This is a genomic window from Parabacteroides distasonis (assembly GCF_004793765.1).
Lineage (GTDB): Bacteria > Bacteroidota > Bacteroidia > Bacteroidales > Tannerellaceae > Parabacteroides > Parabacteroides distasonis_A.
Genome location: NZ_SRYM01000028.1, coordinates 1 through 23,099, shown reverse-complemented (window position 1 = coordinate 23,099; position 23,099 = coordinate 1). Strand labels below are relative to the sequence as shown.

Annotated in this window: 19 protein-coding genes and 1 pseudogene; 12 read left to right on the top strand and 8 right to left on the bottom strand. The window is 42.8% G+C overall.

Translation table 11 applies throughout. The features are described from left to right. Positions 1 to 86 precede the first annotated feature (86 nt). Positions 87 to 1,532 (top strand): annotated as a pseudogene (locus tag E5342_RS19725) (S1 family serine peptidase). A 63-nt stretch (positions 1,533 to 1,595) separates the two neighbouring features. On the opposite strand, the gene E5342_RS10830 reads toward E5342_RS19725, so the two are convergent. Beyond that, positions 1,596 to 2,702 (bottom strand): acyltransferase family protein, encoded by a 1,107-nt coding sequence (locus E5342_RS10830; protein WP_135959367.1) that lies wholly within the window; start codon positions 2,700 to 2,702, stop codon positions 1,596 to 1,598. A gap of 142 nt (positions 2,703 to 2,844) precedes the next feature. Between E5342_RS10830 and E5342_RS10825 the strand changes: the two genes are divergently transcribed. The 10 genes from E5342_RS10825 (at position 2,845) to E5342_RS10785 (ending at position 11,806) form a co-directional block, all read left to right on the top strand. Beyond that, a complete protein-coding gene (locus E5342_RS10825) occupies positions 2,845 to 4,167 on the top strand; it encodes an ATP-binding protein (RefSeq protein ID WP_121736968.1) in 1,323 nt (440 codons plus the stop codon). Between the two features lie 199 nt (positions 4,168 to 4,366). Beyond that, positions 4,367 to 6,112: a hypothetical protein gene (locus E5342_RS10820; protein WP_135959366.1), complete on the top strand. Its 1,746-nt coding sequence runs from the start codon at positions 4,367 to 4,369 to the stop codon at positions 6,110 to 6,112. Positions 6,113 to 6,285: 173 nt separating this feature from the next. Further along, positions 6,286 to 6,642 (top strand): DUF3244 domain-containing protein, encoded by a 357-nt coding sequence (locus E5342_RS10815; RefSeq protein ID WP_135959365.1) that lies wholly within the window; start codon positions 6,286 to 6,288, stop codon positions 6,640 to 6,642. An 11-nt stretch (positions 6,643 to 6,653) separates the two neighbouring features. After that, complete coding sequence (locus E5342_RS10810) at positions 6,654 to 7,790, top strand: C10 family peptidase (RefSeq protein WP_135959364.1); 1,137 nt, start codon at positions 6,654 to 6,656, stop codon at positions 7,788 to 7,790. Then, the gene (locus E5342_RS10805; protein WP_036616417.1) at positions 7,787 to 8,203 is read left to right on the top strand and encodes a hypothetical protein; all 417 of its coding nucleotides are present in this window, start codon (positions 7,787 to 7,789) and stop codon (positions 8,201 to 8,203) included. Before E5342_RS10810 ends, E5342_RS10805 begins: the two co-directional genes overlap by 4 nt. A gap of 114 nt (positions 8,204 to 8,317) precedes the next feature. After that, positions 8,318 to 8,773, top strand: a complete 456-nt coding sequence (locus E5342_RS10800) for a hypothetical protein (RefSeq protein ID WP_121737113.1) — start codon at positions 8,318 to 8,320, stop codon at positions 8,771 to 8,773. A gap of 100 nt (positions 8,774 to 8,873) precedes the next feature. Beyond that, positions 8,874 to 9,461, top strand: a complete 588-nt coding sequence (locus tag E5342_RS10795) for a DUF5025 domain-containing protein (protein ID WP_005860336.1) — start codon at positions 8,874 to 8,876, stop codon at positions 9,459 to 9,461. 112 nt (positions 9,462 to 9,573) lie between these two features. After that, positions 9,574 to 10,029: a hypothetical protein gene (locus E5342_RS10790; protein WP_135959363.1), complete on the top strand. Its 456-nt coding sequence runs from the start codon at positions 9,574 to 9,576 to the stop codon at positions 10,027 to 10,029. Between the two features lie 68 nt (positions 10,030 to 10,097). After that, positions 10,098 to 10,256 carry a hypothetical protein gene (locus E5342_RS19360; RefSeq protein WP_005860331.1) on the top strand — a complete coding sequence of 53 codons (159 nt, stop codon included), beginning with the start codon at positions 10,098 to 10,100 and terminating at the stop codon, positions 10,254 to 10,256. A 104-nt stretch (positions 10,257 to 10,360) separates the two neighbouring features. After that, a complete protein-coding gene (locus E5342_RS10785) occupies positions 10,361 to 11,806 on the top strand; it encodes a PA14 domain-containing protein (protein WP_121737111.1) in 1,446 nt (481 codons plus the stop codon). A gap of 53 nt (positions 11,807 to 11,859) precedes the next feature. Here the strand turns inward: E5342_RS10785 and E5342_RS10780 are convergent, their stop codons facing one another. Then, entirely contained in the window at positions 11,860 to 13,539 is a 1,680-nt protein-coding gene (locus E5342_RS10780) for a SulP family inorganic anion transporter (RefSeq protein ID WP_121737110.1), read from the bottom strand. Positions 13,540 to 13,826: 287 nt separating this feature from the next. Between E5342_RS10780 and rbr the strand changes: the two genes are divergently transcribed. Continuing rightward, positions 13,827 to 14,405 carry a rubrerythrin gene (rbr, locus tag E5342_RS10775; RefSeq protein WP_121737109.1) on the top strand — a complete coding sequence of 193 codons (579 nt, stop codon included), beginning with the start codon at positions 13,827 to 13,829 and terminating at the stop codon, positions 14,403 to 14,405. Positions 14,406 to 14,465: 60 nt separating this feature from the next. Here rbr and nadB read toward each other — a convergent pair whose 3' ends face one another. The 6 genes from nadB to E5342_RS10750 form a co-directional block, all read right to left on the bottom strand. Continuing rightward, positions 14,466 to 16,037 (bottom strand): L-aspartate oxidase, encoded by a 1,572-nt coding sequence (nadB, locus tag E5342_RS10770; protein WP_121737108.1) that lies wholly within the window; start codon positions 16,035 to 16,037, stop codon positions 14,466 to 14,468. Positions 16,038 to 16,258: 221 nt separating this feature from the next. Further along, the gene (locus tag E5342_RS10765) at positions 16,259 to 18,319 is read right to left on the bottom strand and encodes a TonB-dependent receptor domain-containing protein (protein ID WP_246867097.1); all 2,061 of its coding nucleotides are present in this window, start codon (positions 18,317 to 18,319) and stop codon (positions 16,259 to 16,261) included. A 14-nt stretch (positions 18,320 to 18,333) separates the two neighbouring features. After that, on the bottom strand, positions 18,334 to 19,452 hold the full coding sequence (locus tag E5342_RS19720; protein WP_246867096.1) for a TonB-dependent receptor plug domain-containing protein: 1,119 nt from the start codon (positions 19,450 to 19,452) through the stop codon (positions 18,334 to 18,336). Between the two features lie 16 nt (positions 19,453 to 19,468). After that, on the bottom strand, positions 19,469 to 21,217 hold the full coding sequence (locus E5342_RS10760; protein ID WP_135959362.1) for a RagB/SusD family nutrient uptake outer membrane protein: 1,749 nt from the start codon (positions 21,215 to 21,217) through the stop codon (positions 19,469 to 19,471). Beyond that, on the bottom strand, positions 21,214 to 22,215 hold the full coding sequence (locus tag E5342_RS10755) for a FecR family protein (RefSeq protein WP_135959361.1): 1,002 nt from the start codon (positions 22,213 to 22,215) through the stop codon (positions 21,214 to 21,216). The genes E5342_RS10760 and E5342_RS10755 overlap by 4 nt, the downstream gene beginning before the upstream one ends. Before the next feature lie 23 nt (positions 22,216 to 22,238). Next, positions 22,239 to 22,850, bottom strand: coding sequence for an RNA polymerase sigma-70 factor (locus E5342_RS10750; protein ID WP_008773174.1), 612 nt, complete (start codon positions 22,848 to 22,850; stop codon positions 22,239 to 22,241). Positions 22,851 to 23,099: the final 249 nt, after the last annotated feature.

Here is a 23,099-nt window from a genome sequence, read left to right as displayed (position 1 = left end):
GATTTTCATATGAAGAACTTATGTACAATAAAGCCTATTTGAAAGATATTAGAATACGGGAATAACATTTTAAATACATATTAATCATGAAAACAAAATACTTTATAATCTTAGCGTTATTTTTCACAAGTATAACACTATTCGCACAACAAAGAATTATTGGAGGATCAGCTATTGATATCACACAAAGGCCTTTTCAAGTAGCTATTTTTATAGATGGGAAATATACAGGAGGCGGTGTCATAATTAACAATCAATGGATTTTAACAGTTGCACATATAGCCGAAAAGTATTCAGTCTCTCAAATGTCTATTAGTCTAGGTTATACCAATCTAAATAATGACACATAACGAAAATCTATCAGTCAAAAAATAGTTCATTTTCAGTATGATAGTGTTGCAAAGAAAAATGATATAGCATTACTAAAATTGTCTACACCTATCAGTTTTGACTCATCAAAACAACCTATCAATATATCTAATAAAAATACATATTCTTTAGGAACGACAGCTATTGTCAGTGGATGGGGGCAAATAGACCAATATCATAATACAGGAATATCTCAATTACGTAAAGCAAATGTCACTATCGCATCTTGTAAGTAAGAAGAGATAGAGGCAAAAGCATCTACCTCTACCATTTATTATGGCGACAGCGGTTCTCCTCTGACCATTTCTTCATCAGAAACAGAATTGATAGGTTTAGTCTCTCGCGGAGATGGGAATTATCCTACACAAAGGCCATCCTATTACACCAACATTGGTACCTACCGCAGCTGGATTACCTCTTACGTTGACCTCTACTCCATTTCTGGCCCAGACTTGATATGCGGTGGGGCAACGGCTAGCTTCAACATTTCCGCCTCAGGCGGAACGCTGGAGCTAAGCCCGAACTTATCCATCGTATCCCAATCCGGGAAGAATTATGCCATCAAGGCCAACAGTAGCGGTCGGGCTTACATCAATATCAAGGCCGGAAATAGTTATTTAGTAAGGAAAGCATTATGGGTAGGTGTCCCCATTATCTCCGGTATCACCTACAACGGATCCACACTGACGGCGGAGACTTTTGGCGGGGACGCAGGCATCAGCCGCACGGAATGGACGATCGGATCCAATATTTTCACTTCCCCTTCCAAATTCATCAGCTCGCCTTACAGTACCGGAACCTACACCGTCTCCGTTAGAGGTACCAACGGTTGTGGCACGGGAGGCTATTATACCACGCAGATCAGCTTCTCCGACCGGGGTACCTTCTCGCTGGCCATAGAACCTGGCTCGCGTATCGTGACCGTAACTCCCATCCCGCAAGATGACGAGGTGGCAGTTGCCTTGGCAAACCGTAAGAGCACGGCAAATGCCACCATGCGATACGTCTTGGCCGATCTGACTTCCGGAAGCTTCAAGGCTACGGGCTACTTGCCGGAAAGCGGCGGCACGCTGGACTTCAGCGAAGCGCCCGCCGGAATGTACGTCTTCAAGCTCTATACCTCAGCCGGTGCCGAGGAAACCTTCAAGATCTCTCTCAAATAACGTAAGTATATTATATTACTCCTACTCCTCCCTGCTCTGCCCTAAATTGGGGCACTCTCCTTTTTACAGCTTGATATAAATTTTCTTCTTATACAGGAAATACCCCGGTATCCAGTTTAACACCACGAAGAAGATAGCCCAGGCAAGCGATCCCCCGAAATCGCCGAATAGCGGCCTGAACAGATCCATATACATAAAGGCGGAGATACCGCTCATCCCCAGCAATACGGCGAACAGATCCCCTTGTACATACAGATACAGCAGGTTGATACCGAACGACTCAAAGAATAACGTCCATTTCTTCTTCCCGTTTATGTCGATGATCCAGATCAATAAGGCGAGGAATAAGGAGGCGAATCCGCAAGTTACCAATACGAACGTACTGCTCCATATCTTCTTATTGATCGGACAGCCGTAACTCAATAAGAAACCGACGAGAAGAATAATCGTACCGAAAATGAATATATTGCGGATGATCAACTCATTATTCTTTTTGCAATCCAGTATCACCTTTCCCACGTAGAATCCGAGTAATACATGCGCTATGCTACCGACGCAGCTCAAAAGCCCTTCCGGATCGAAGGCGATCCGTGTACCATCCGCCGTATCATCGTGATACATATGCGACGTACCGAATAAAGCTCTGTCTACGACTGCTATAATGCTATCCTCCGACATTTCCATACTATGCGTGAAACCTAGCAATGCCCAGTAAAATATCAATATACCTGTGGCGACCTGCAAAATATACTTATGATTGATCGCTAATCCTATCAAGGAGCCGAAACCGTAGGCCAGCGCCAACCTTTGCATCACCCCAAGGATACGTAAATTATGGAAATCGGTAAATCCATTGTAGCAAACATGCCCGAACAGATTCAGCCCTAATCCCACGAGGAATATCAATACCGTGCGTCTCAATACTTTTGTCACGCTTTCTTTGGACAGCTTGAAGTTATATTTCCGAAGCGAGAAGAACATGGAGACTCCCATGATGAACATAAAGAAGGGAAATACCAAATCGGTAGGCGTGAGGCCATCCCAATGTGCGTGCCTTAAAGGCGTATATACATACTTCCACGATCCGGGGTTGTTTACTAAAATCATCCCTGCGATCGTAATTCCCCTCATCACGTCGAGGGATAATAATCTTCCGGATTGTTGTGCCATATCGATAATAGATTAAAAAGTTTCCAATGAAAATCCAAAGATAATGGAAATAGATGTTTGGTGAATAATTTGTGTATCTGATTTATTTCGCTAATTTTGTTACCGCTGTAATTGTTACCGCTGTAACAAAATAAAGAAGACAATGAGATTCTATGATCGAGAAAGTGAATTAGCGGAATTGAGACGTATCGGGAACTTGGCCTTCAAAGACCATTCTCGGCTGACTGTCGTGACCGGAAGACGGCGTATCGGTAAGACAAGTCTCGTAATGAAGGCTGTAGAAGGAATGCCTACCGTTTATCTATTTGTCGGGCGCAAGAATGAGGCGACTCTTTGCGCCGAATACATTCCGATCATATCTCAATCTTTGAATACCTATGTACCTAACGAGATAAATACGTTTCGTTCGCTATTTCGTTATTTGATGGAATTAGCCATGCGACAATCATTCAATTTGGTCATAGACGAGTTTCAGGAGTTTTACAATATAAACGAGTCGGTATATAGCGACATGCAAAATATATGGGATCAATACCGGGGTAAGTCCCGGATGAACCTGGTCGTTTCCGGATCTATTTATTCGTTGATGTTGAAGATATTCCAGCACTCGAAAGAACCCTTGTTTGGCAGGTCGGATAATATAATCAAGTTGTCGGCTTTCGATTTATCGACACTCAAAGAGATTATGCGAGATCACAGACCCACGTATACGAACGACGATCTGTTGGCGCTCTATGCGTTTTCCGGTGGAATTCCTAAATACGTGGAGCTTTTTTGTGACAACGATGCGTTGAGCGTGAATGAGATGATCGATTTCATGGTTAGGGATAACTCCCCGTTTACCGATGAGGGAAAAAACCTGTTGATAGAGGAGTTCGGTAAGAATTACGCCACCTATTTTTCCATATTAAGTGCGATCTCGGGAGGAATCAATACACAGCCGGAGATAGAGGCCGCTCTAGGCAACAAGAGTATAGGAGGGCAAATAAAAAGACTGATCGAGGATTACGATATTATTGTAAGGCAACGTCCTATCTTGGCGAAAGAAGGTTCCCAAACCGTCCGATACGAGATAACAGATAACTTTATTCGTTTTTGGTTCAACTATTTTGACCGTTATCGCTCTTTGATAGAGATCAAAAATTTTGTAGGCTTGCGGTCTATCATAGAGGCCGACTATCCTACTTATTCGGGTAAGTTATTAGAGAAATACTTCAAGCAGCGATTGGCCGAGAGCTTTCGCTATCGTGCCATCGGCTCATGGTGGGACACGAGGAACGGGCAGGATGAGATTGATATCGTAGCTTTGGAATTAGAGAAAAAAGTGGCGTTAGTAGCGGAGGTGAAACGACAGAAGAAAAATTTCAAGCCGGAGCAATTCGCCGCGAAAGTAGAGCGTTTGAAGAATAAGTTATTATCGAAATATCAGATAAATCCTGTCTGTTTGTCATTGGAAGATATGTAATTTGAAAAAGCAATACTACTTACTTTTCCGGAGAAGATATATTTACTTTGCCAACGCAGTATATATTACTTTGCCAAGTAAGTATATCTTCTCTGAAAAACAACTTGTCGGTCTCAGGAAAACGGCTTATCATGGATCAATTTTATGACTTGATAAAAAATGTGCGTATCTTGCGCATAAAATCTAAATGCAAAAACTGATGAGGCATTTACTTATTCTGATATCATTATTATCTACGTTCTCTTTTATCGGTTGTAAAGATGAGAGCGATGCCACATACCTAATCGATCGTGCGGAATCCTTGTTGAAATCCGATCCGGATAGTTCCCTTATCCTATTGGATAGCATAGCCGTGCCTGATAATTTGAGTGATAAATTATTGGCTCGTTGGTGTATGCTATCCGGTAAAGTGGCGGACACGTTATATACGGATCTGCCCTACGTACAGCAATTGCGGCGTGCGCAAGCCTATTATGAGGATCATGGGACGAAGCAAGAGCAAGCGAAAATAGGTTTGTACCTAGGGCGTTCGTATGTGGAGGATAAGGAGAATGAGAAGGCTATGAAAGTTTATTTGCAGGCTTTGGATATCGCTTTACGCAGTGAAGACTATAATCAAGCCGGATATATTTGTAGCTATATGGGGGATCTGTATGATTTTAAGGGTGATTATCTGTTAGGAAAGGACAAATATAAGGAAGCGGAATCTTATTTCCGGAAAGCGGGGAATATGAGAAGCTCAGCTTTCGCCTTGCAGGATATAGGAAGAATGTACGCATTTTCAGATTCATTAGATATAGCGTTAACTTTTTTGTTGAAAGCGAATACTATTATAGTTGAAGTCGGTGACTCTTCCGATATAGGGACTATATATAATGGAATAGGGAATATTTATAATATGTTAGATAATAAAGAGTTAGCTAAATTGTATTTGTGGAAAGATATCAATATGTCAGATTTTGATGACGCACCAAGTTACAGGACATTGGCTGGTATATATATAGAAGAAGGCGATTTTAAGAATGCCCGTATTTGTTTGGAGAAAGCAAGTGTACCTAGTTTTAATGATATGACCCGTTTTTCGGTACTTTATGGTTATTCTTTGTTAGAGAAAGCGGAGGGTAATTGGGAAAAGGCTTGGTTTTACTTGGATGAATATAACAGTGCCTCAGATTCGATCTTGACAATACGAAATAGGGAAAACATAATAAAAATAGAAAAGGAATATGAGCATTTAAAAATATCATTGGAAAATATGCGATTAAAATCGGATAAACAAAAGTATTTTATCTATTGGGTAATATCTGTATCTATTCTTTTAATATTATTATGGGTCTTTCAAATACGAATTGATAGAAAAAATAAAAGACTTCTTAAGCAGGAAATCGATTTGTCGAATAAGAGTAATGAATTATTCAGACTACGGGATAATTTACGTAACAAACAAGATAGATTAGAGGCTTTATCTATTCAATTGTCTGAAAAAAATGAAAAACTGAATGAACTTGATTCAAGAGAGAAACTGGAGAAAGAATATGAACAAATAAAAAAAGAAGAGGAAACCCTCGTCCTTCGGATAGCGGAACGGCGTAAGGATCTATTCTTATCATCCGCTATAGCCAAGAAAGTAATCAAGCTATCCCAAAAAGTAGTACCGGGAGCTACCAAATCTCCACTATCAGAAAAAGACTGGCAAAATATTATTACGCAAGTGAATGAGGTTTATCCTTTTTTAGCGGATCGACTCGCTGCGTTTAATTTATCTGCCGCCGAATTGCGTTATTGTTATTTGAGCTTGTTGGGTTTGGATTCGATAGGTGAATCTATCCTGTTACATATCCAGCCGGATTCGGTAAACAAGCGTCGGCAGCGTGTACGCCAAAGGCTGGGAATCATAGCGAAAGAGCTTGATTTATGTGCTTATCTTATTAATAGTGTACAATAGATTGATAAACAATAGCTTCTATTAATATTGGCTTTACCCTTTGTCCTGCTAGTTGATTTATAATCAATTAAATATTAGTTGATTATGAATTTCGTTTGTCGCTTATTATTTAGCGTTATATTTGCTTGTTTCTTCTATAGGCTTGATCTTTACGTTGAAAAAATAAAAACGAAATGAGACAGCTTAAATTGTTATTAGCGGCAATAGCTTTATTATGGGCTATGCCATGCTGGGGTAAGCCTATAGATCTACATGGTAAATGGGAACATAAGAAAAAATCCATTCCAATAGGTTTGCCAATGGATGCATCGATTGAGGAGGCTAATAGAGAACTGATAGTAAACTTTCACGAGGATCTTGGTGATGTATGTGTTATTGTCACTAGTTCTACGGGAGAAGTGATCTATAATGAAAAGGTACAAACGAGAGATATTACTTTTTTGATTGTACCTTTAGACTATCAAGGTATGGGTATGGTACAAATTACAGATGGATATAATAACATATATGGAGAATTTGTTAATAATTAAATAAAAACAAAATGAAAATAAATCTACTAATTACTTTTTTTATCATCCTTTTCTTTTTGGGTTGTCAATCAAATATTGAAAATGAAACTATAAAAAATATCCAGTCAGATAATTTGCCGGAAAAATTTTTTAGTGTGGATTCAAACCTTGTTGTAGGAATAGCTCAAAGATTAAATAGATATACACTTATATCAACAAAATCTATTCATCAAGAAAAAGAAATTAAAAATATTGTTTCTTATGGAAAGGAACGTAGTTTACCTACGTTGTATATTGTGAACTACGAAAGTAAAGGTTTTAGTATTATATCTGCAGACAAGAGAGTTTATCCTATCCTTGGTTTTTCTGATGAAGGGGAGTTTTCTCTGGATAATGCTCCGGAAGTGGTAACTCTTTGGTTAGAATGGGTGTCTGAACATATTACTCGATGTAGAAATCAAAATTTTCAACCCGATCCTATGATTACAAGTATGTGGAATTCAGCTGAGTGTCCAGAAAAACCACTAAAAATGGTCAATTGTGACGATCCAGATCATACCTCGCAAATTGTAAAAGGGCCGTATTTAAAAACTTCATGGAATCAAAGAAATAATTATAACAAATATTGCCCAACAAATTGTCCTGTGGGATGTACTGCTGTTGCCATAGGTCAAATAATGAGATTCTGGGAATATCCAAAGAGCTATAATTGGGCGGCGATGAGCTTTAATAATGCTACAGGTGTTACTGCTCGTTTTTTAGCAGAATTAGGAAATAAAGATCATTTGAATATGGATTATACTCCGAATGGATCATCTGCAAGAAATACGGTTTTGGATAATGTGCTAAGAGGATATGGTTATAATGCCTCTAGAGAAAAATATAACTATGCCAAAGTAAAAAGTGAAATATTCTCGGGAAGACCTGTAATTCTGAGTGGAGTTAATCAAGTTAGTGGAAGTGGACATGCTTGGGTATGTGATGGCATACAAATATATAATAGCACTATGTATTCTTATTCAATGCTACATATGAATTTTGGAAATAGCGAGAAGTATAATGGCTATTATCAACTGGATAATTGGTCTTATATTGAAGATGGAAAACTTATATTTGATTATACTACTAATTTTTTTCATAGAATGATTATAAGTATTTATCCAAAATGATGAAAAAAAGAAATTTACTTTGGTTATTGGTTTTTGTACACTTATTTCTATCTTGTACAAAGCGTGAGGATTGGCCTCCTCCGACGGTTTTTAGTTTTGTTTTGATGAATAGCGATAGTTCTTCTGTCTTGACATCAAAAGAAGATAAGGTCGTTATTAAATATAGAGATAACGGTATGATGCGCCAATTTTATGATGTGTCAGTGGATGAACGAGAGGGTGTTTATTTCGTAAGTAGCATATCTGCTCTTTATAGTGGCGTTGATTCCTTATATATCGAGGCAAAAAGTAAGATAGATACTTTGGTGTTGGTTAAGACTCCCTTTTATCTGTTTGATCCTTTTGAAGGTACGTTTAATGGTAAACTAATTTCTATTCCAGAATATGAAGGTTTTCTATATCTTGTGAGATAAGATAGTATTCTGAAAATTAGGATTAAATTAATATTTAGATTGAATGGGAGTTCTATATCATGATATGTCGAACTTTTATTCAATCTAAATATTAATTTTAATACCTTGTAAGTAATGAAGAAGTTGTTTGTTCTGTTGATATTGCTTTTATCTTTTGGCCGATCGCAGGCAACTGATATAGAGGCTCGTACTGGTATATTAGGAGGAGATGGATGGGGACTTCAAACCGGGGCATATATAAACTTTCCACAATCACAGTTGCTTTCTATACAAACAGGATTGTTGCTGCATACCGCGGGGAATTCGTTTTCATATGGAGATGATTGGAATATTGATTTTTTTGTACCCGTGTATGCTTCTTTTCATATTCCGTTGAGCGATAAAGTGAATCTCCGATTAAATGCGGGTGTTTACACCGGTACCGGTGAATATTGGAATCTGGGAGCTACGGCGGAGGCCGGTATAGAGGTAAAAAGATTTTATGTGGGAGTGAACTATTTCCAGAATTGCGTCAATGACCGGGATTTGAAATTAGGTTTGTCGGTTGGATATAAATTCACATTATTTTAATCTTTTATATATTTTGAGGATAGGGGTATTTGATGGTTTCCTGTCTTATAAGAAAACAATAGTCATTATGGAATCAACAACTGAAAAACGGAATATCTCTATGCTTTACTGGGATGAAGCTAAAAAAGGAATGATGGCAGGTTTCATCTTTTCTTTATTCATTCTTTTACTATTCTCATTCGTTTCTTGTGACAAGGATGAGGATACTTCTTTTGAAGAAACTCCTTACTATTTGGGGTACTTTGAAGGAAAGGTGAATAGTCAAGATATTTCTATAGCTAATCAGTCGAACTCTCATTCTTTCATTGATCATGGAAATTTTTGGCAGGAGGTAAATACCGATTTAAGCGGTTTCTATTGGGAGATACCATTAGGAGTGCATATCTCTGACTATCCTTATCCTATGCTGAGGATCTCATTGATTCCATTGAGAGAAGGAGAATATCTGATCGATAAGGGTAAATTATTGAATGAAGAGATAGAATCTACTGTTAGGATCACGAAAGATGACGCTAAAATAGTGTATCATCCACTGAAATCTTCATTTCGGATACAAGTGGATAGTATTCGTTTTCATGAGGGAAGTGGTACCCCTTATATTGAAGGGAAGATGGAAGGCATCCTATATAATATAGAGAATTCGGAAGATTCGATCGTCATAAAAGATGCTATATTCGGAATACACTAACTTGGAGCCGAATAATGATATAGAAGCAATATTTAGATTGAATGGGAGTTCTATATCATGATATGTCGAACTTTTATTCAATCTAAATATTAATATTAATACCTTGTAAGTAATGAAGAAGTTGTTTGTTCTGTTAATATTGCTTTTATCTTTTGGTCGATCGCAGGCCGCTGATATAGAAGCTCGTACCGGAATACTAGGAGGAGATGGATGGGGGCTTCAGACGGGGGCGTATATAAACTTTCCACAATCACGGTTGTTTTCTATACAAACGGGATTGTTGCTGCATACCGCAGGGAATTCGTTTTCATATGGAGATGATTGGAATATTGATTTTTTTGTACCCGTGTATGCTTCTTTTCATATTCCGTTGAGCGATAAAGTGAATCTCCGATTAAATGCGGGTGCTTACACCGGTAGTGGTGAATATTGGAATCTGGGAGCTACGGCGGCGGCCGGTATAGAGGTAAAAAAATTTTATGTGGGAGTGAACTATTTCCAGAATTGTGTCAATGACCGGGATTTGAAATTGGGGTTGTCGGTTGGATATAAATTCACATTATTTTAATCTTTTATATATTTTGAGGATAGGGGTATTTGAGCGTTTCCTGTCTTACGATAAAAACAACGAGAATTATGGAGTCAACAAGTAAAAAACAGAATACCCCTAAACTTTGGTACTGGGGGGAACCTAAAGGAGGAATGAGCCTTGAGGATTGTGAGAAAATAGTAAAAGAGATCCCGCATTTTGACAGGAAAACCCGGCTTGCGGATATGTATATAGCTTTTGTTTGACAGCAAGGGTTTCATTGTGGCATTTAACATAAGGAAGAGAGCCTGTTTTTATACATCGCTCTCTTTTTTTTATAACTTAGCCCCCAATTACAAAATCGAAGAACATGAAAAAGACTTTTTTATTAGCGATAGCCTTGTTGTGCTTTTGCGCCCCGATGAGCTTATTCGCACAAAAACAGCTTGCTTTCAAGGATGGGAAATTCAAGATCGTCCAATTTACAGACATTCATTGGGATCAGAAATCATCTAAATGCGCTAAGACAGTCGCTACGATACAATCCGTATTAAAGGCGGAGAATCCGGATGTGGCAATGCTGACGGGCGACGTGGTGACAGCAAGCCCCGGTTTGGAAGGATGGAAGTCAGTGATCGGGATCTTTGAGGAGGCCAAGATACCGTTTACGGTCATGATGGGAAATCACGACGCGGAGATCGTCCCCAAGGACGAGATTTATGCCATGCTTAGTAAATCACCTTATTTTATGGGCGAGAAGGGACCGGGTGATATCCATGGAGCCGGAAACTATGTGGTACCGGTCTACAGTTCGGACGGAAAGAAACCGGTGGCCTTATTGTATTGTATCGACTCCAACGATTATCCTACGCTAAAAGATTACGGCACGTATGATTGGATTCATTTCGACCAGATCCATTGGTATCGTGAGCAAAGTACGCGCTATACCAAGGAAAATGACGGCAAACCGTTGCCAGCCTTGGCCTTTTTTCATATTCCTCTGCTGGAATATAATGAGATCGTTGGGGCGGAGACTACATTAGGACAGAAAGAAGAGGGAATCGCCTCTCCCAAGATCAACACGGGCTTCTTCGCTTCCTTGGTGGAAATGAAGGATGTGATGGCTACTTTTGCCGGGCACGATCATGATAACGATTATATAGGAATGTTATATAACGTGGGGCTAGCTTTCGGGCGTGTATCCGGATGGGACGCTTATGGAGATTTCGAGCGGGGTGGCCGTATCATTGAGTTGCGTGAGGGCAAGTTTGAGTTTGATTCATGGATCCGTACCCCGTCCGGAAAGGAATATACGTATTATTATCCGTCTGGCCTGACCTCTAAGGATGAGGAAACGATGGAATTCTTACCCGCCAAAACGGTAAAACCTAAAAAGCACGGGGTAGCTTATACCTATTATGAAGGTAAATTTAAACATACGGATCAGATCGCTTCCGGGACAAAAGTGAAAGAGGGTACGATGAAAAATATCTCCATTCAGGAGGCTCCGGGCAAGGATCATTTCGCTTATGAGTTCCGTACGTTGATAAATATCCCTGAAAAAGGTGTATATCGCTTTTATACGTATTCGGATGATGGTTCCAAACTGTTTATAGACGGTAAAGCTATTGTTGATAATGATGGCTCTCATAACGCTCGTATAGCGAAAGGAAAGGTAGCGTTAGACGCTGGTTTCCACGAATTACGTGTTTTGTATTTCGAGGATTATATGGGCGAGGCCTTGGAGGTTGGAGTTTCCAGCCGGACAATCAAAGAATCCGTTTTACCGGATGATATGCTCTATTTGCCAGAATAAATACCTATTTGTAGAGACGGGGCGTGCCCCGTCTCTACAAATCTGATGGTATCTTAGACTTGTACGGCAGCTTTCGCTTTCTCTACCGCCTCATTGATATTACTGCAAATATTTTCCGCGCCGATCTTCTTGTCGAATCCGGATTTTGTCAATACACGGTGTACATGTTCATTGACACCCGAAAGGATCATATGGATATGCTCTGCCTCGGAAAGACGGAAAAGACTTTCCAAGTTATGCAGACCGGTGGAATCTATGAACGAAACCTTACGCATACGGATGATGCGGACTTTCGGTTTATCTCCCATACTTTTCATGATACCATCGAATTTATTCGCCACGCCGAAAAAGAACGGGCCGTCGATCTCGTACACCTCTACGCCTTTAGGCAGGGAGAGGACTTCCTCGTCATGATGAATCTCGCCCTCGTCGGAAAGATCGATTTCATCCGTGGTAACAGATACATGCGTGGTCTCGGCTACACGGCGCATAAAGAATAACATGGCGATCAGAAGGCCGATCTCGATAGCGATCGTAAGATCAAAGATAACCGTCAGGAAGAAAGTCACCAATAAAACGGATACATCGCTTTTCGGGTTTTTCATCAAGGAACGGAACGTACGCCACTCACTCATATTATAAGATACGATGATCAATACGCCAGCCAGACAAGCCATTGGAATGTGCTTGGTAAGCGGCCCGAGGAAAAGCAAGATCAATAATAATACGATGGCGTGAATAATACCGGCAACCGGGGTTCGTCCACCATTATTTATATTGGTCATTGTGCGGGCGATGGCGCCGGTCACGGGAATACCACCAAAAATAGGAACGATGATATTCGCTGCGCCTTGGGCGATTAGTTCCGTATTCGAATTATGCTTGTCGCCTGTCACACCATCCGCTACCGTAGCGGATAATAAAGACTCGATAGCCCCAAGGATAGCAATCGTAAAGGCGGAGGGAAGCAATAAGTTGATAGTTTCCATATTGAACGTGATCGGAGCTGGGGCTGGTAAAGAAGCGTTAATCGTGAATCGGTCTCCAATTGTCTCGATGCCTATAATACCCAAATGATTACGCATGATGTAAACAACGATCGTCATGATGACGATAGCGATCAAGGAACCCGGAATTTTTTTCGTTAGTCTCGGGCTTAACGTAATGATCAGGATACTAATGATACCGATGACGAATGCCCAAGGGTTCACCGTGTCGAACGCTCCGAAATAAGCGATCCATTTCGATATGAAATCTGCCGGAACCTTATCCATTGTCAATCCGAATAAGTCTTTCATCTGTGTCGTGAAGATCGTGACAGCGATACCGCTCGTAAAACCTACTACGATCGGATAGGGGATGAACTTAATGACCGTCCCCAGTTTCAAAGCTCCCATCAATACGAGAATGATTCCCGCTATGACCGTAGCGATTGCCAGTCCCTCGATACCGAAATTCTGGATAATGCCGTAGACGATTACGATAAACGCTCCCGTAGGTCCGCCGATTTGTACGTTACAACCTCCCAGCAGGGAAACGATGAATCCCCCGATAATGGCTGTAATCAGTCCTTTCTCCGGACTTACCCCGGAAGCGATACCAAAAGCGATGGCGAGTGGCAAGGCAACTATGCCGACAATTATACCCGCCATGAGATCCGTCATGAACCTCTCTTTGGAATAATTTTTCAGCGCCGTAAAGAGTTTGGGCTGAAAATCAAATTTGTTCTTCATTTTTCTTTTGCCTGTTGATTTGAGGATGCAAAGTTAATAAAATAAAGAATATGCAAAAAATATAAAGACCCATTCCGGTTTTGGGTAAACAATTTAGGAGGATTTGTTGTTTCATGATAAAAAAGTGAAGAAGTTGTTCCTTGATAAATAAGTGATGTCTATTGAGAGATAGATATTATTTAATGTTTGCGTAATCGATGTCTAGAAACAAATTCTTACTTTTGATCAGTCATAAGAAAAACGATATATAAAACAGACTCATTAATTTACTACATAAAATTAGCAGTATGGAAAAAAGTATTAAAGGTACACGTACCGAGCAGAATTTGTTGAAATCATTTGCCGGAGAATCTCAGGCAAGAAGTCGTTACACATTTTTCGCTAGCGTAGCTAAAAAAGAAGGTTACGAGCAAATCGCTGGGGTTTTCATGGAAACAGCCGAGCAAGAGAAGGAACACGCTAAACGTTTCTTCAAGTTCTTGGAAGGTGGAATGGTTGAGATTACCGCTTCTTATCCCGCAGGCGTAATCGGAACAACCGCTGAGAACTTGGCCGCAGCAGCAGCTGGTGAGAATGAGGAGTGGGTTGAATTGTATCCTGAGTTCGCTAAGATCGCAGAGGAAGAAGGTTTTCCCGCTATCGCTGTAGCTTTTAAGATGATCGCGAAGGTAGAGGCTGAACACGAGAAGCGTTATCGTAAATTGTTGGCTAACGTAGAGGAAGGTAAAGTATTCGAGAAAGATGAGGCTATCTTCTGGCAATGCCGTAACTGTGGTTTCGTATTCGAGGGTAAGAAGGCTCCGGTTACTTGTCCGGCATGCGCTCATCCGCAAGCTTACTTTGAACCGATGAAACAGAACTATTGATAATTAAAAGTTGAGAATTGGGAATTAACATAGCTAGTAATTCTCAATTCTCAATTCTCATTATTTAACCGGTGGATAATCAATCGTATAATGTAATCCCCGGCTCTCTTTCCGCTCCATCGCTTGACGAGTGATCAAATAACCTACATTGATCATATTACGCAACTCGCATAATTCCCGGGATGCCTTGCAACGCTTGAACAGGCTCTCTGTCTCCTCATATAAAATATCCAGACGGTTCCATGCACGGATCAAACGTGTGTTACTACGAACGATACCTACATACGCCTCCATGATTTGGTTTACCTCTTTCATGCTTTGGGTGATCAATACACGCTCTTCATTGGTGATCGTTCCCTCATCGTTCCATTCCGGTACATCCTGGTTGAACTCATAGCGATCCATGACGCTTAATGAGTGTTTCGCCGCGGCGTCGGCATATACAACTGCCTCGATCAATGAGTTTGATGCCAATCGGTTACCACCGTGCAAGCCGGTGCAAGAACATTCTCCGATCGCGTATAGCCGGCGGATGCTGGATTGCCCGTTTAAGTCTACCTTGATACCTCCGCATAAATAATGGGCGGCAGGGGCTACCGGGATGTAATCTTTCGTGATATCGATCCCTAAGCTGAGGCATTTTTTATAGATATTGGGGAAATGTTTCTTTGTCTCTTCCGGATCTTTGTGCGTCACGTCCAAATAGACATGGTCTTCACCCCGTTGCTTCATCTCGTTATCGATCGCACGGGCTACGATATCACGAGGAGCCAGCGAAAGGCGGGGATCGTATTTCTGCATGAATTCCTCGCCACTCTGGTTCCTCAAGACGGCCCCATACCCTCTCATCGCTTCCGTGATAAGGAAGGAGGGACGATCGCCTGGATGGAACAAGGCGGTTGGGTGGAATTGTATGAACTCCATATCTTTTACGGAGCCTTTCGCACGGTAGACCATGGCGATACCGTCTCCGGTAGCTACCAGCGGGTTTGTCGTATTCCGGTAGACAGCCTCACAGCCTCCGGTTGCCATAACGGTTATCTTCGACAAGAAAGTATGTACCTCTCCCGTTTCCTCGTTTAATACATAGGCACCGAAACATTTGATGCCGGGGGTATGGCGGGTGACGATAATACCCATATGATGCTGGGTGATAATCTCTACCGCATAATGATTCGTGAATACGGCGATGTTGGGATGGTTGTTTACCGTTTCTATCAGGCTCGTCTGTATCTCGGCTCCCGTATTGTCGGCATGGTGCAGGATACGAAACTCGGAGTGTCCTCCTTCTTTATGCAGGTCGAATTCTCCGCTTTCTTTTTTATCGAAATTAACTCCCCATCGGATAAGCGCCTCGATCTGGGCGGGAGCCTCACGCACGACTTTCTCCACGGCTGCCCGGTCACTGATCCAGTCGCCGGCGATCATCGTGTCTTCTATGTGCTTCTCGAAATTATCTACTTTCAAGTTGGTTACGGAAGCGATACCTCCTTGTGCGAAATATGTGTTGGCTTCTTCTTGTCCGGCTTTACAGATAAGTGCTACGCTCTTGCCTTCATTGGCTACTTTCAGCGCGAAACTCATACCGGCGATTCCCGAGCCTATCACTAAATAATCGAATCTCTGTACCATATTATTTACTGTTTAGGCTCACAAAGTTAGGGATTAACTGATTTGGTTGTTCCTTTCGCGCTTGCTTTTCGTACAAAAATAAGTATTGACTACAGGTTTCCCGGATACAGCCTTGCGGGTTGTGTTACTGCAACCCGCATTGCAGTGCCGCTGCATGGGCGTTGCAGTCTTACTGCATCCGCATTGCGGTAGTACTGCAACCCGGCTTGCAGTGGATGTCTTTAGAATTGGACGGATAATCCCAGCGTGAAGGTACGGACTACAGGATAGATGGAAGTGGTCTCGATGCTGGGTTCTACGCCATTCACGTTGATATTGGCGGGATCGCCTCCGGTGTATCCGGTAAGCGTAAATACATTGTTTACCGAGAAATAAGAACGTAGCGATTGAATCCATTTATTGTCTGGGAGAGGGATTTTATATCCCAAGGTCAATTCCTCTAATTTCAAGAAATTACCGTTCTCCAGAAAGTAATCGCAATAGATCTTGTCTCCTTTAATGGCATCGTTACGGGTATAAGCGTCTTCTAAAAGATTGATAACCGGTACGTTTTGTAGTCCGTAGTACATTTGCTTCAGATTCAACAGATCGTATCCCAGCCAAGAGGTGAAAAACAATCGTAAATCGAAATTCTTCCAAGTAAACGTATGGTTGAAAGAGAGTTGTACTCTCGGTACGCCATTTCCGATAAAAGCCTTGTCTTCCTCGGTTCGTTCCGTAGTCGGGATCTTTCTCCCGTCTTTGCTCCATACCAAGATATTACCCTCGGCGTCGGTTCCGGCATAGCGCCAACCGAAAAAGGAACCGATCGGCTTTCCTTCCTCCAAGCGGATAGCCGGGCCAGGTAATCCGGGGGTGGGAAGATCATACAGATAGGTATAGCCTAGTTTGAACTGATTGTTGGAAAGACTTTTCAGCGTACTGCTCAATAGGCTACCCGTGAGGCTTGTCGAATATTGAAAGTTTTTGGTACGCACGGGTAGCCAGTTCATTTCCCATTCCAACCCCTTGGAGTCGATGGTGCCTACGTTTGTCGTGATATTATCATGGATCATGGGAGGCTTGATCGCATTGTAGACAAACAGGAGATCTTTAGTCGTGCGTTTGAATAGATTCAAGGAGAGCATGAGGCGGGAGTTAAGTAAGATCGCCTCGGCGCCTATGTTGGTATGCAGGCTTTTTTCCCAGCGTAAATCCGGGTTGGGGTTATTGCTAGGCCCGAATACTTGAATCCATTTACCGTTTACCATGACTTTACCCGCTCCGGCGTATGTCTCTAGCGATTGGTAAGGGGAGAAATTATGGCGGCCCGATACCCCGTAACCAACCCTGAATTTAAGATCGTCCAACCATTCCGCTTGGAAGGCGGGTAACTCGCTCAAGCGTATACCGCCCGAAAGGGCAGGGAAGTTGCCCCATTTATGATTCGCCCCGAATTTACTGGAACCTTCCCTGCGAAACGAGGCGGAAAGCATCAATAAGTCCCGATAAGAATAATTAAACCGGGCAAAGACACTGATCAACTTGCTGGAATTCTTGAACGAGCTTAAGGTTGCTTTTCCATCGGTAAGGTAAGAACCGGTGCCTATGTTGTTCCATGTGAAGAAGTCGGTAGGGAAGTCGGCGTTTCCGGCGTTCATTCCCGAATGATCCCAACGTTGGAATGAATAGCCTATCATCGCTTTGACCGTGTGCTGGTCCCACGTATTATCGTAATGATTCGTCCAGTCTAGCGTCCGGTTTACATATTTGGAAGAGGTGCGATCCGCTCGCCCTTTCCGATTATTGTCTACGGATTCTTTGGCCCTTGAGGTCCAATAAACATTTTCCTCGATCTCTTCCCGGTTTTCGGCAAGCATGATGGTGGAATAAAAGGCTTTGCTCCAGTTGATCCGTGCGGTTAGCGAGCCGGTCATAAACTGGTTCTCTTGTTGGCGGTTTTCCTCTTTTAGTGAGGCTACGGGATTATCTCGTTCGAAACCGGATGGATAAAGATACTCCGTCTCTTCCTCATCGGTATAGATCGGGGCGGTAGGATTGGCTAGCATCGCCTGCTGGAAAGCCGTATGGTTACCTAGGCGCAACTGTTGTTTTTTGTAAGCGAGCGATACGGTTAGCTCCAGATAGCCGGAGAGGAGGTTTTGGCTGATATGGGTACGTAAGGCGTACTCCCGGCGGGAGGATACGATATCTAGCCCTTGTCCGTCCCTGTAATTCATGGAGATACGGAACGCTCCGCTTTTCCATCCGTTTTGAACGGATAAATCATGATTTTGTTCCAAGGGGCAGGAGCGTATCAAAGCGGCTTGCCAATCCGTATGGTATGGTACCCTAGATTAGTGTCTCTCCCGGTCGCTACAAAGGCTTCGGGCGAAAGGATACGAGGTTTATTATATTCGTGGGCGGCCGCTAGGTAGGTTTGATAATTAGCCTGCAACTTATCCGAGCTTTTACCTCTTTTGGTTGTTATCAAGATCACTCCGTTGGCCCCGTTCGAACCGTAAATGGCGGCGGAAGACCCGTCTTTTAATACCGATATGGAGGCGATTTCGGCTAGCGATAAACTATTCAAGGATACTCCGGGTACCCCGTCTACCACGGCCAATGGATTGTTTCCGGCCAAAATAGAACCTGCGCCCCGTATCTGTATATCCGGTATCGAGTTTATATCGGACAAGGAAGATCCCGATATGCTCATTCCGGCGATCAATCCTTTGATACCTTGGATGGGATTATTAACCTTTCCGGATAAAAATCGTTCCGAGGATACATAGTCCACGGCTGATGTCAGCTCCTTGCGTGCCAGGGTTCCATAGCCGATCGCTACTACCTCGTCCAAATTAAAGACAGCCGGTACCAATTGGATCTGTAAATGACGGTTATCGGGCCCTACCTCCATTAGCTCCGGCTTATAGGCCAGATGGGAGATTTGTAGCCGGCACGAATCCTTATCCGTAAAGAAGCGGAAATAACCTTCCTCATTCGTCAGTCCTCCTTTCCCGGAAAGAAGATCGATTACTGAGACAAATTCCATGGGAGATCCTTTCTCATCCGTGACATAACCCGTAACCGGGACTGGATAGGGCTTGGGCTTCCCCGTATCGATCTTAGGCAACAACAAGATCTGTACATCCATGATCTCATAGCGTATCCCGATCGGTCTGCATAACCGGTCTAGTATTTTACGGATATCCGATGAGGTTATTTTCTCATTGATTTTCTGGTTCATATCCAACTGATTCTCGTTGTATAGGAAAAGATAAGGGGATTGTTGCTCTATTTTCCGCAATACATCCCTTAATTGAGTTCCATGCTCATTCAAGGTGATGGGAATCTCGATCTCTTGAGCCTGTGTATACGGGACGCAAAGAAACAGAGCCGTTATTAAGAATGATATGTATATCTTGATTTGCATAGGGTGAATTAAACGGTTAATAGATATATCCTTCCGAACGTTTCAATAAGGGGTTGGCCGATATCGCCCGGGCAGGTATCGGATAGAACCGGCGATAACTATCGGAGGGTTGCTTATCCCACCAGATACCGGTCGTGAATAGGCCGAACCGGTTTAAATCGGTACGTCTCCGTTTCTCCGCTAGAAATTCACGTCCCCATTCGTCCAATAATTCCTGTGCGGTAAGGACGGAGCCATCTTCCGGATAGCGTACTTGTTCCCAGTCTTCCGGCGCATAGTACCGTTTGCGTATCTGGTTCAAGATCGCCTCGGCCTTGGCTGGATTACCCAGACGGAAGGAAACTTCCGCCAGCGTATAATAAACCTCTGTCAGCCGTAACACTACCAGATTATTCGCCATCAGCCCCACGTCTCCGGATGGATAAAGCGGATATTTCACGATACGGATACCTGTATTCTCCTCGCCGGTCTTGATATTGGATGCGAGGGAGGTGAATCGTTTATCTTGTATGATCCACGGCGTATCGGAAGATAATTGTTTATCTGTGAGCGCTTTCTTTTCCGTATCGGATAGATGGTCGGAATAACGTGCTACTTGATCTATGAAAATGAGGGGGTAGTTTCCCCATTCCTCGGCACCATACTGAAGCTGGTCGCTATTGTATATCTGTTGGGCTCCGAAGAGGAATAATCCCTCGTAAATGCCTTGTGAGAGTACCTTGAAGTTCTTCTTCCGGAGATCCGTATCAGGAAATTTGGAAAACGTGCGTCCTAACGTATAAGGGTAGGGCTTGCCGGATGGATCGTAAGAGGGACTGAGGTGGCAACCATTGTTTGGCATAGACAAATCCTTGCCGCAACCGAATCGTTCGGCTGCTTGGTAGTGCATGAAAAACTGATAGTAAAAGCCGTCATATCCTACTTGCCGGGACTGGGTATAAGACCAGATTAATTCCGGACAATCTTGATTGCCTGCGTTCCATAAATCGGTCCATTCCGAGGTGAGAGAGTAAGTGCCGAACTCTCCGTTGATAATCCGTTCGCAAAACGCTCCGGTCTGTTCCCACATCGGTATATTGATGTACCAAGACGCGTTAAAATAGAGCCTCATCAATAATACGGCCGCCGCTCCTTGGGTGATACGTCCCTCGTAATTCTTAGAGGGTGCCTTGGGTAAATCGGGGATGGCGTTTAATAAGCTCTCTTCTATAAAGTGGAAATTTTCTTGTGGGGTAGCCGAACCGACCTCTTCCTCTGTCGTGAGGGAGATCGCGGGGATGCGGAACGCATCCAGAAGTAAAAGTTGGAAATAAGCCCGTAAAGCGGTAAGCTCGGCGATATGCTGCCGCTTGTCGGACTCGCAGAGTCCGAAGTTATCATATGATAACTCTTGGATATCCGCCAATGTATTATTACAATATCCGATACCACCGTAGCAAGCGTTCCACATTTGCTCGCTGTTTTTCTCGTACGTATCCCATGTATGCTGGTGGATCATACGCCATACGCCCCCGTCTTCCCAATGCTCTCGTTTTTGGGTGATCACGAGTTGATCCGCCGATAACTCTTGCAGCCAGAAAGAGAAATTAGTTTCCGCCCATTTCGCATGCTCATAAGGACGGAGTACGGAGGCCATTAAGGATTCATAATCCGTATAATAATCCTCTTTCTCCAGCTGGTCGTATAGGTCTTCTTCCAGATCGAAGCAGGAGAAGAGCAGCGGGAGAAAAAGAAAGGTTAACAGCAGTGGCGCGTATCTCTTCATTGAATAAGAATCAAGTTCGTACCCGTGAGTTTATTGGTTTGTTGTAATACGGTTTCTAATTTTTGTGTCTTTAGAAAAGCGCCGGAGAAACGTTGATCATCGTTTTCTGGACGTGTGTACATGAGTGAGACCTTATAGGTTTGTTCGATCAAGCGTACGATTTCATCTAGGGAAGCGTTATCATAAAAGATGATCCCTTTTCTCCACGAGGTAAGCCGTTCACTATCAACTTCCGTTACCGTATAATGTTCGTCATTCACGAAATAATCGGCTTTTTGGTTCGGATGCAACTGTACCAATTCTTTCTCATGCGCGTTATTCAGGCTCACCTTTCCTTCTACCAAGATCACGGAGATCTCGTTTCCTTGATCGGAGGTCTGTACGCTGAAAGAGGTTCCCAGTACCTTGACCGATAAGCCGGAAGCATCAACTATAAAAGGCTGCTCGCTATTGGGAGTGACCTCAAAAAAGGCTTCTCCTTTGATTTTGACCTCTCGTACGGAAGAGGCGAAGAGCTCCGGATAGCTTAGCTCGGAATTCTCTCTCAAATAAACGGAACTACCATCGGGTAAAAGGATCGAACGATCCTCTTGTGCAGCTATAATCGTTTGCCATTCGGCATTTCCTGTTCCCGCTTTTCCGCCTTGATTCAAGAAATAGACGGTAACTCCGGATACAAGCAATAGTAAGACCACCGCTGCTATCGAGAACCATATTCTTCGGGAAGAAGTTGAGACCAAAGAAATAACCGGTGCCTCTTCGGTTTGCCATTGAGATTCCGAGGGCGTGATGACAGAAGCGATCCGATTCCATTTCCGGTCCGTTTCCGGATCGGCTTCAGTCTCTTCCAAAGGATTCCATTCGGCGGTTCGCTTCCGGAAAGCGGCCTCCCATTCCTTGGAGGCATGGATGGCTTGAAGCAACTCCGCTTCTTCCTCCGGTGTCGCCTTGCCTTTCAGATACCGTGTAATTATATGTTCGAATCGTTTATTCTCCATTTTCCTGTTTTACTAAATCTGTATTACCATTTCCAAAGACTAAGGAGCGTTCCCAGTAATAAGGCATAACGCCTTAATCCATCCCGGAATCGTTTCAAGGCACGGGTAATGTGTTTCTCCACCACTTTCTCCGTAATAGCCATATGCTCCGCTATCTCCCGGTTTTTCAAGCCGTTCAGACGGCTGAGAACGAACGCTTCCTTGCATTTGGGCGGCAGTTCCTCCATAATCTGATCGATCGAGTCGGACAGTTCCTTTTGGATCAGCAAGGAGGAAGGGTCGGGTACGAAATCCGCCGCGTATAATCGCTCGGCAGTCTCGGTATCCGGTATCCGTTGCTGTACCGTATCGGCTATCTGACGGTGTTTTAAATAGTTTAGACAACTATTCCTTACCATCATGAAAAGAAAAGAGGTCAGCGAGATGTTATCCAGCAACTCCCTTCTTTCCCATAATTTCAAGAATACATCCTGTACGATATCCTCCGCCTCGTTTGTATCGTTGGTGTATTTCTGGGCAAATGCCTCTAAACGGGGAGAGAACTTGCGAAAAGCGTATTCGAACGCCTTTGCGTTGCCCCCTCTGATCTTATCGAAAAGAAGACGATCATCCGTTAGATACAATTGCTCACACATACCACTTTAGATAAAAGATTGAGGCAAATGTAACAAAAGTATTCTATTTTATGATCAAATCAATTTATTATATAACAACTAGGCCCGCTTTTACCCGCCCTTTATTCCTGTAAGATTATTTTATGTCCGAGAAGGGGGGGATTCCCCCTCTTGGTTGTTTTATCAAGCAAACGAAATAAATAAAATTAATTTAGTAAGTAACTAATCAAAATTAAGCAGCATAATGGCTAAAGTTAATATTCAGTCGTG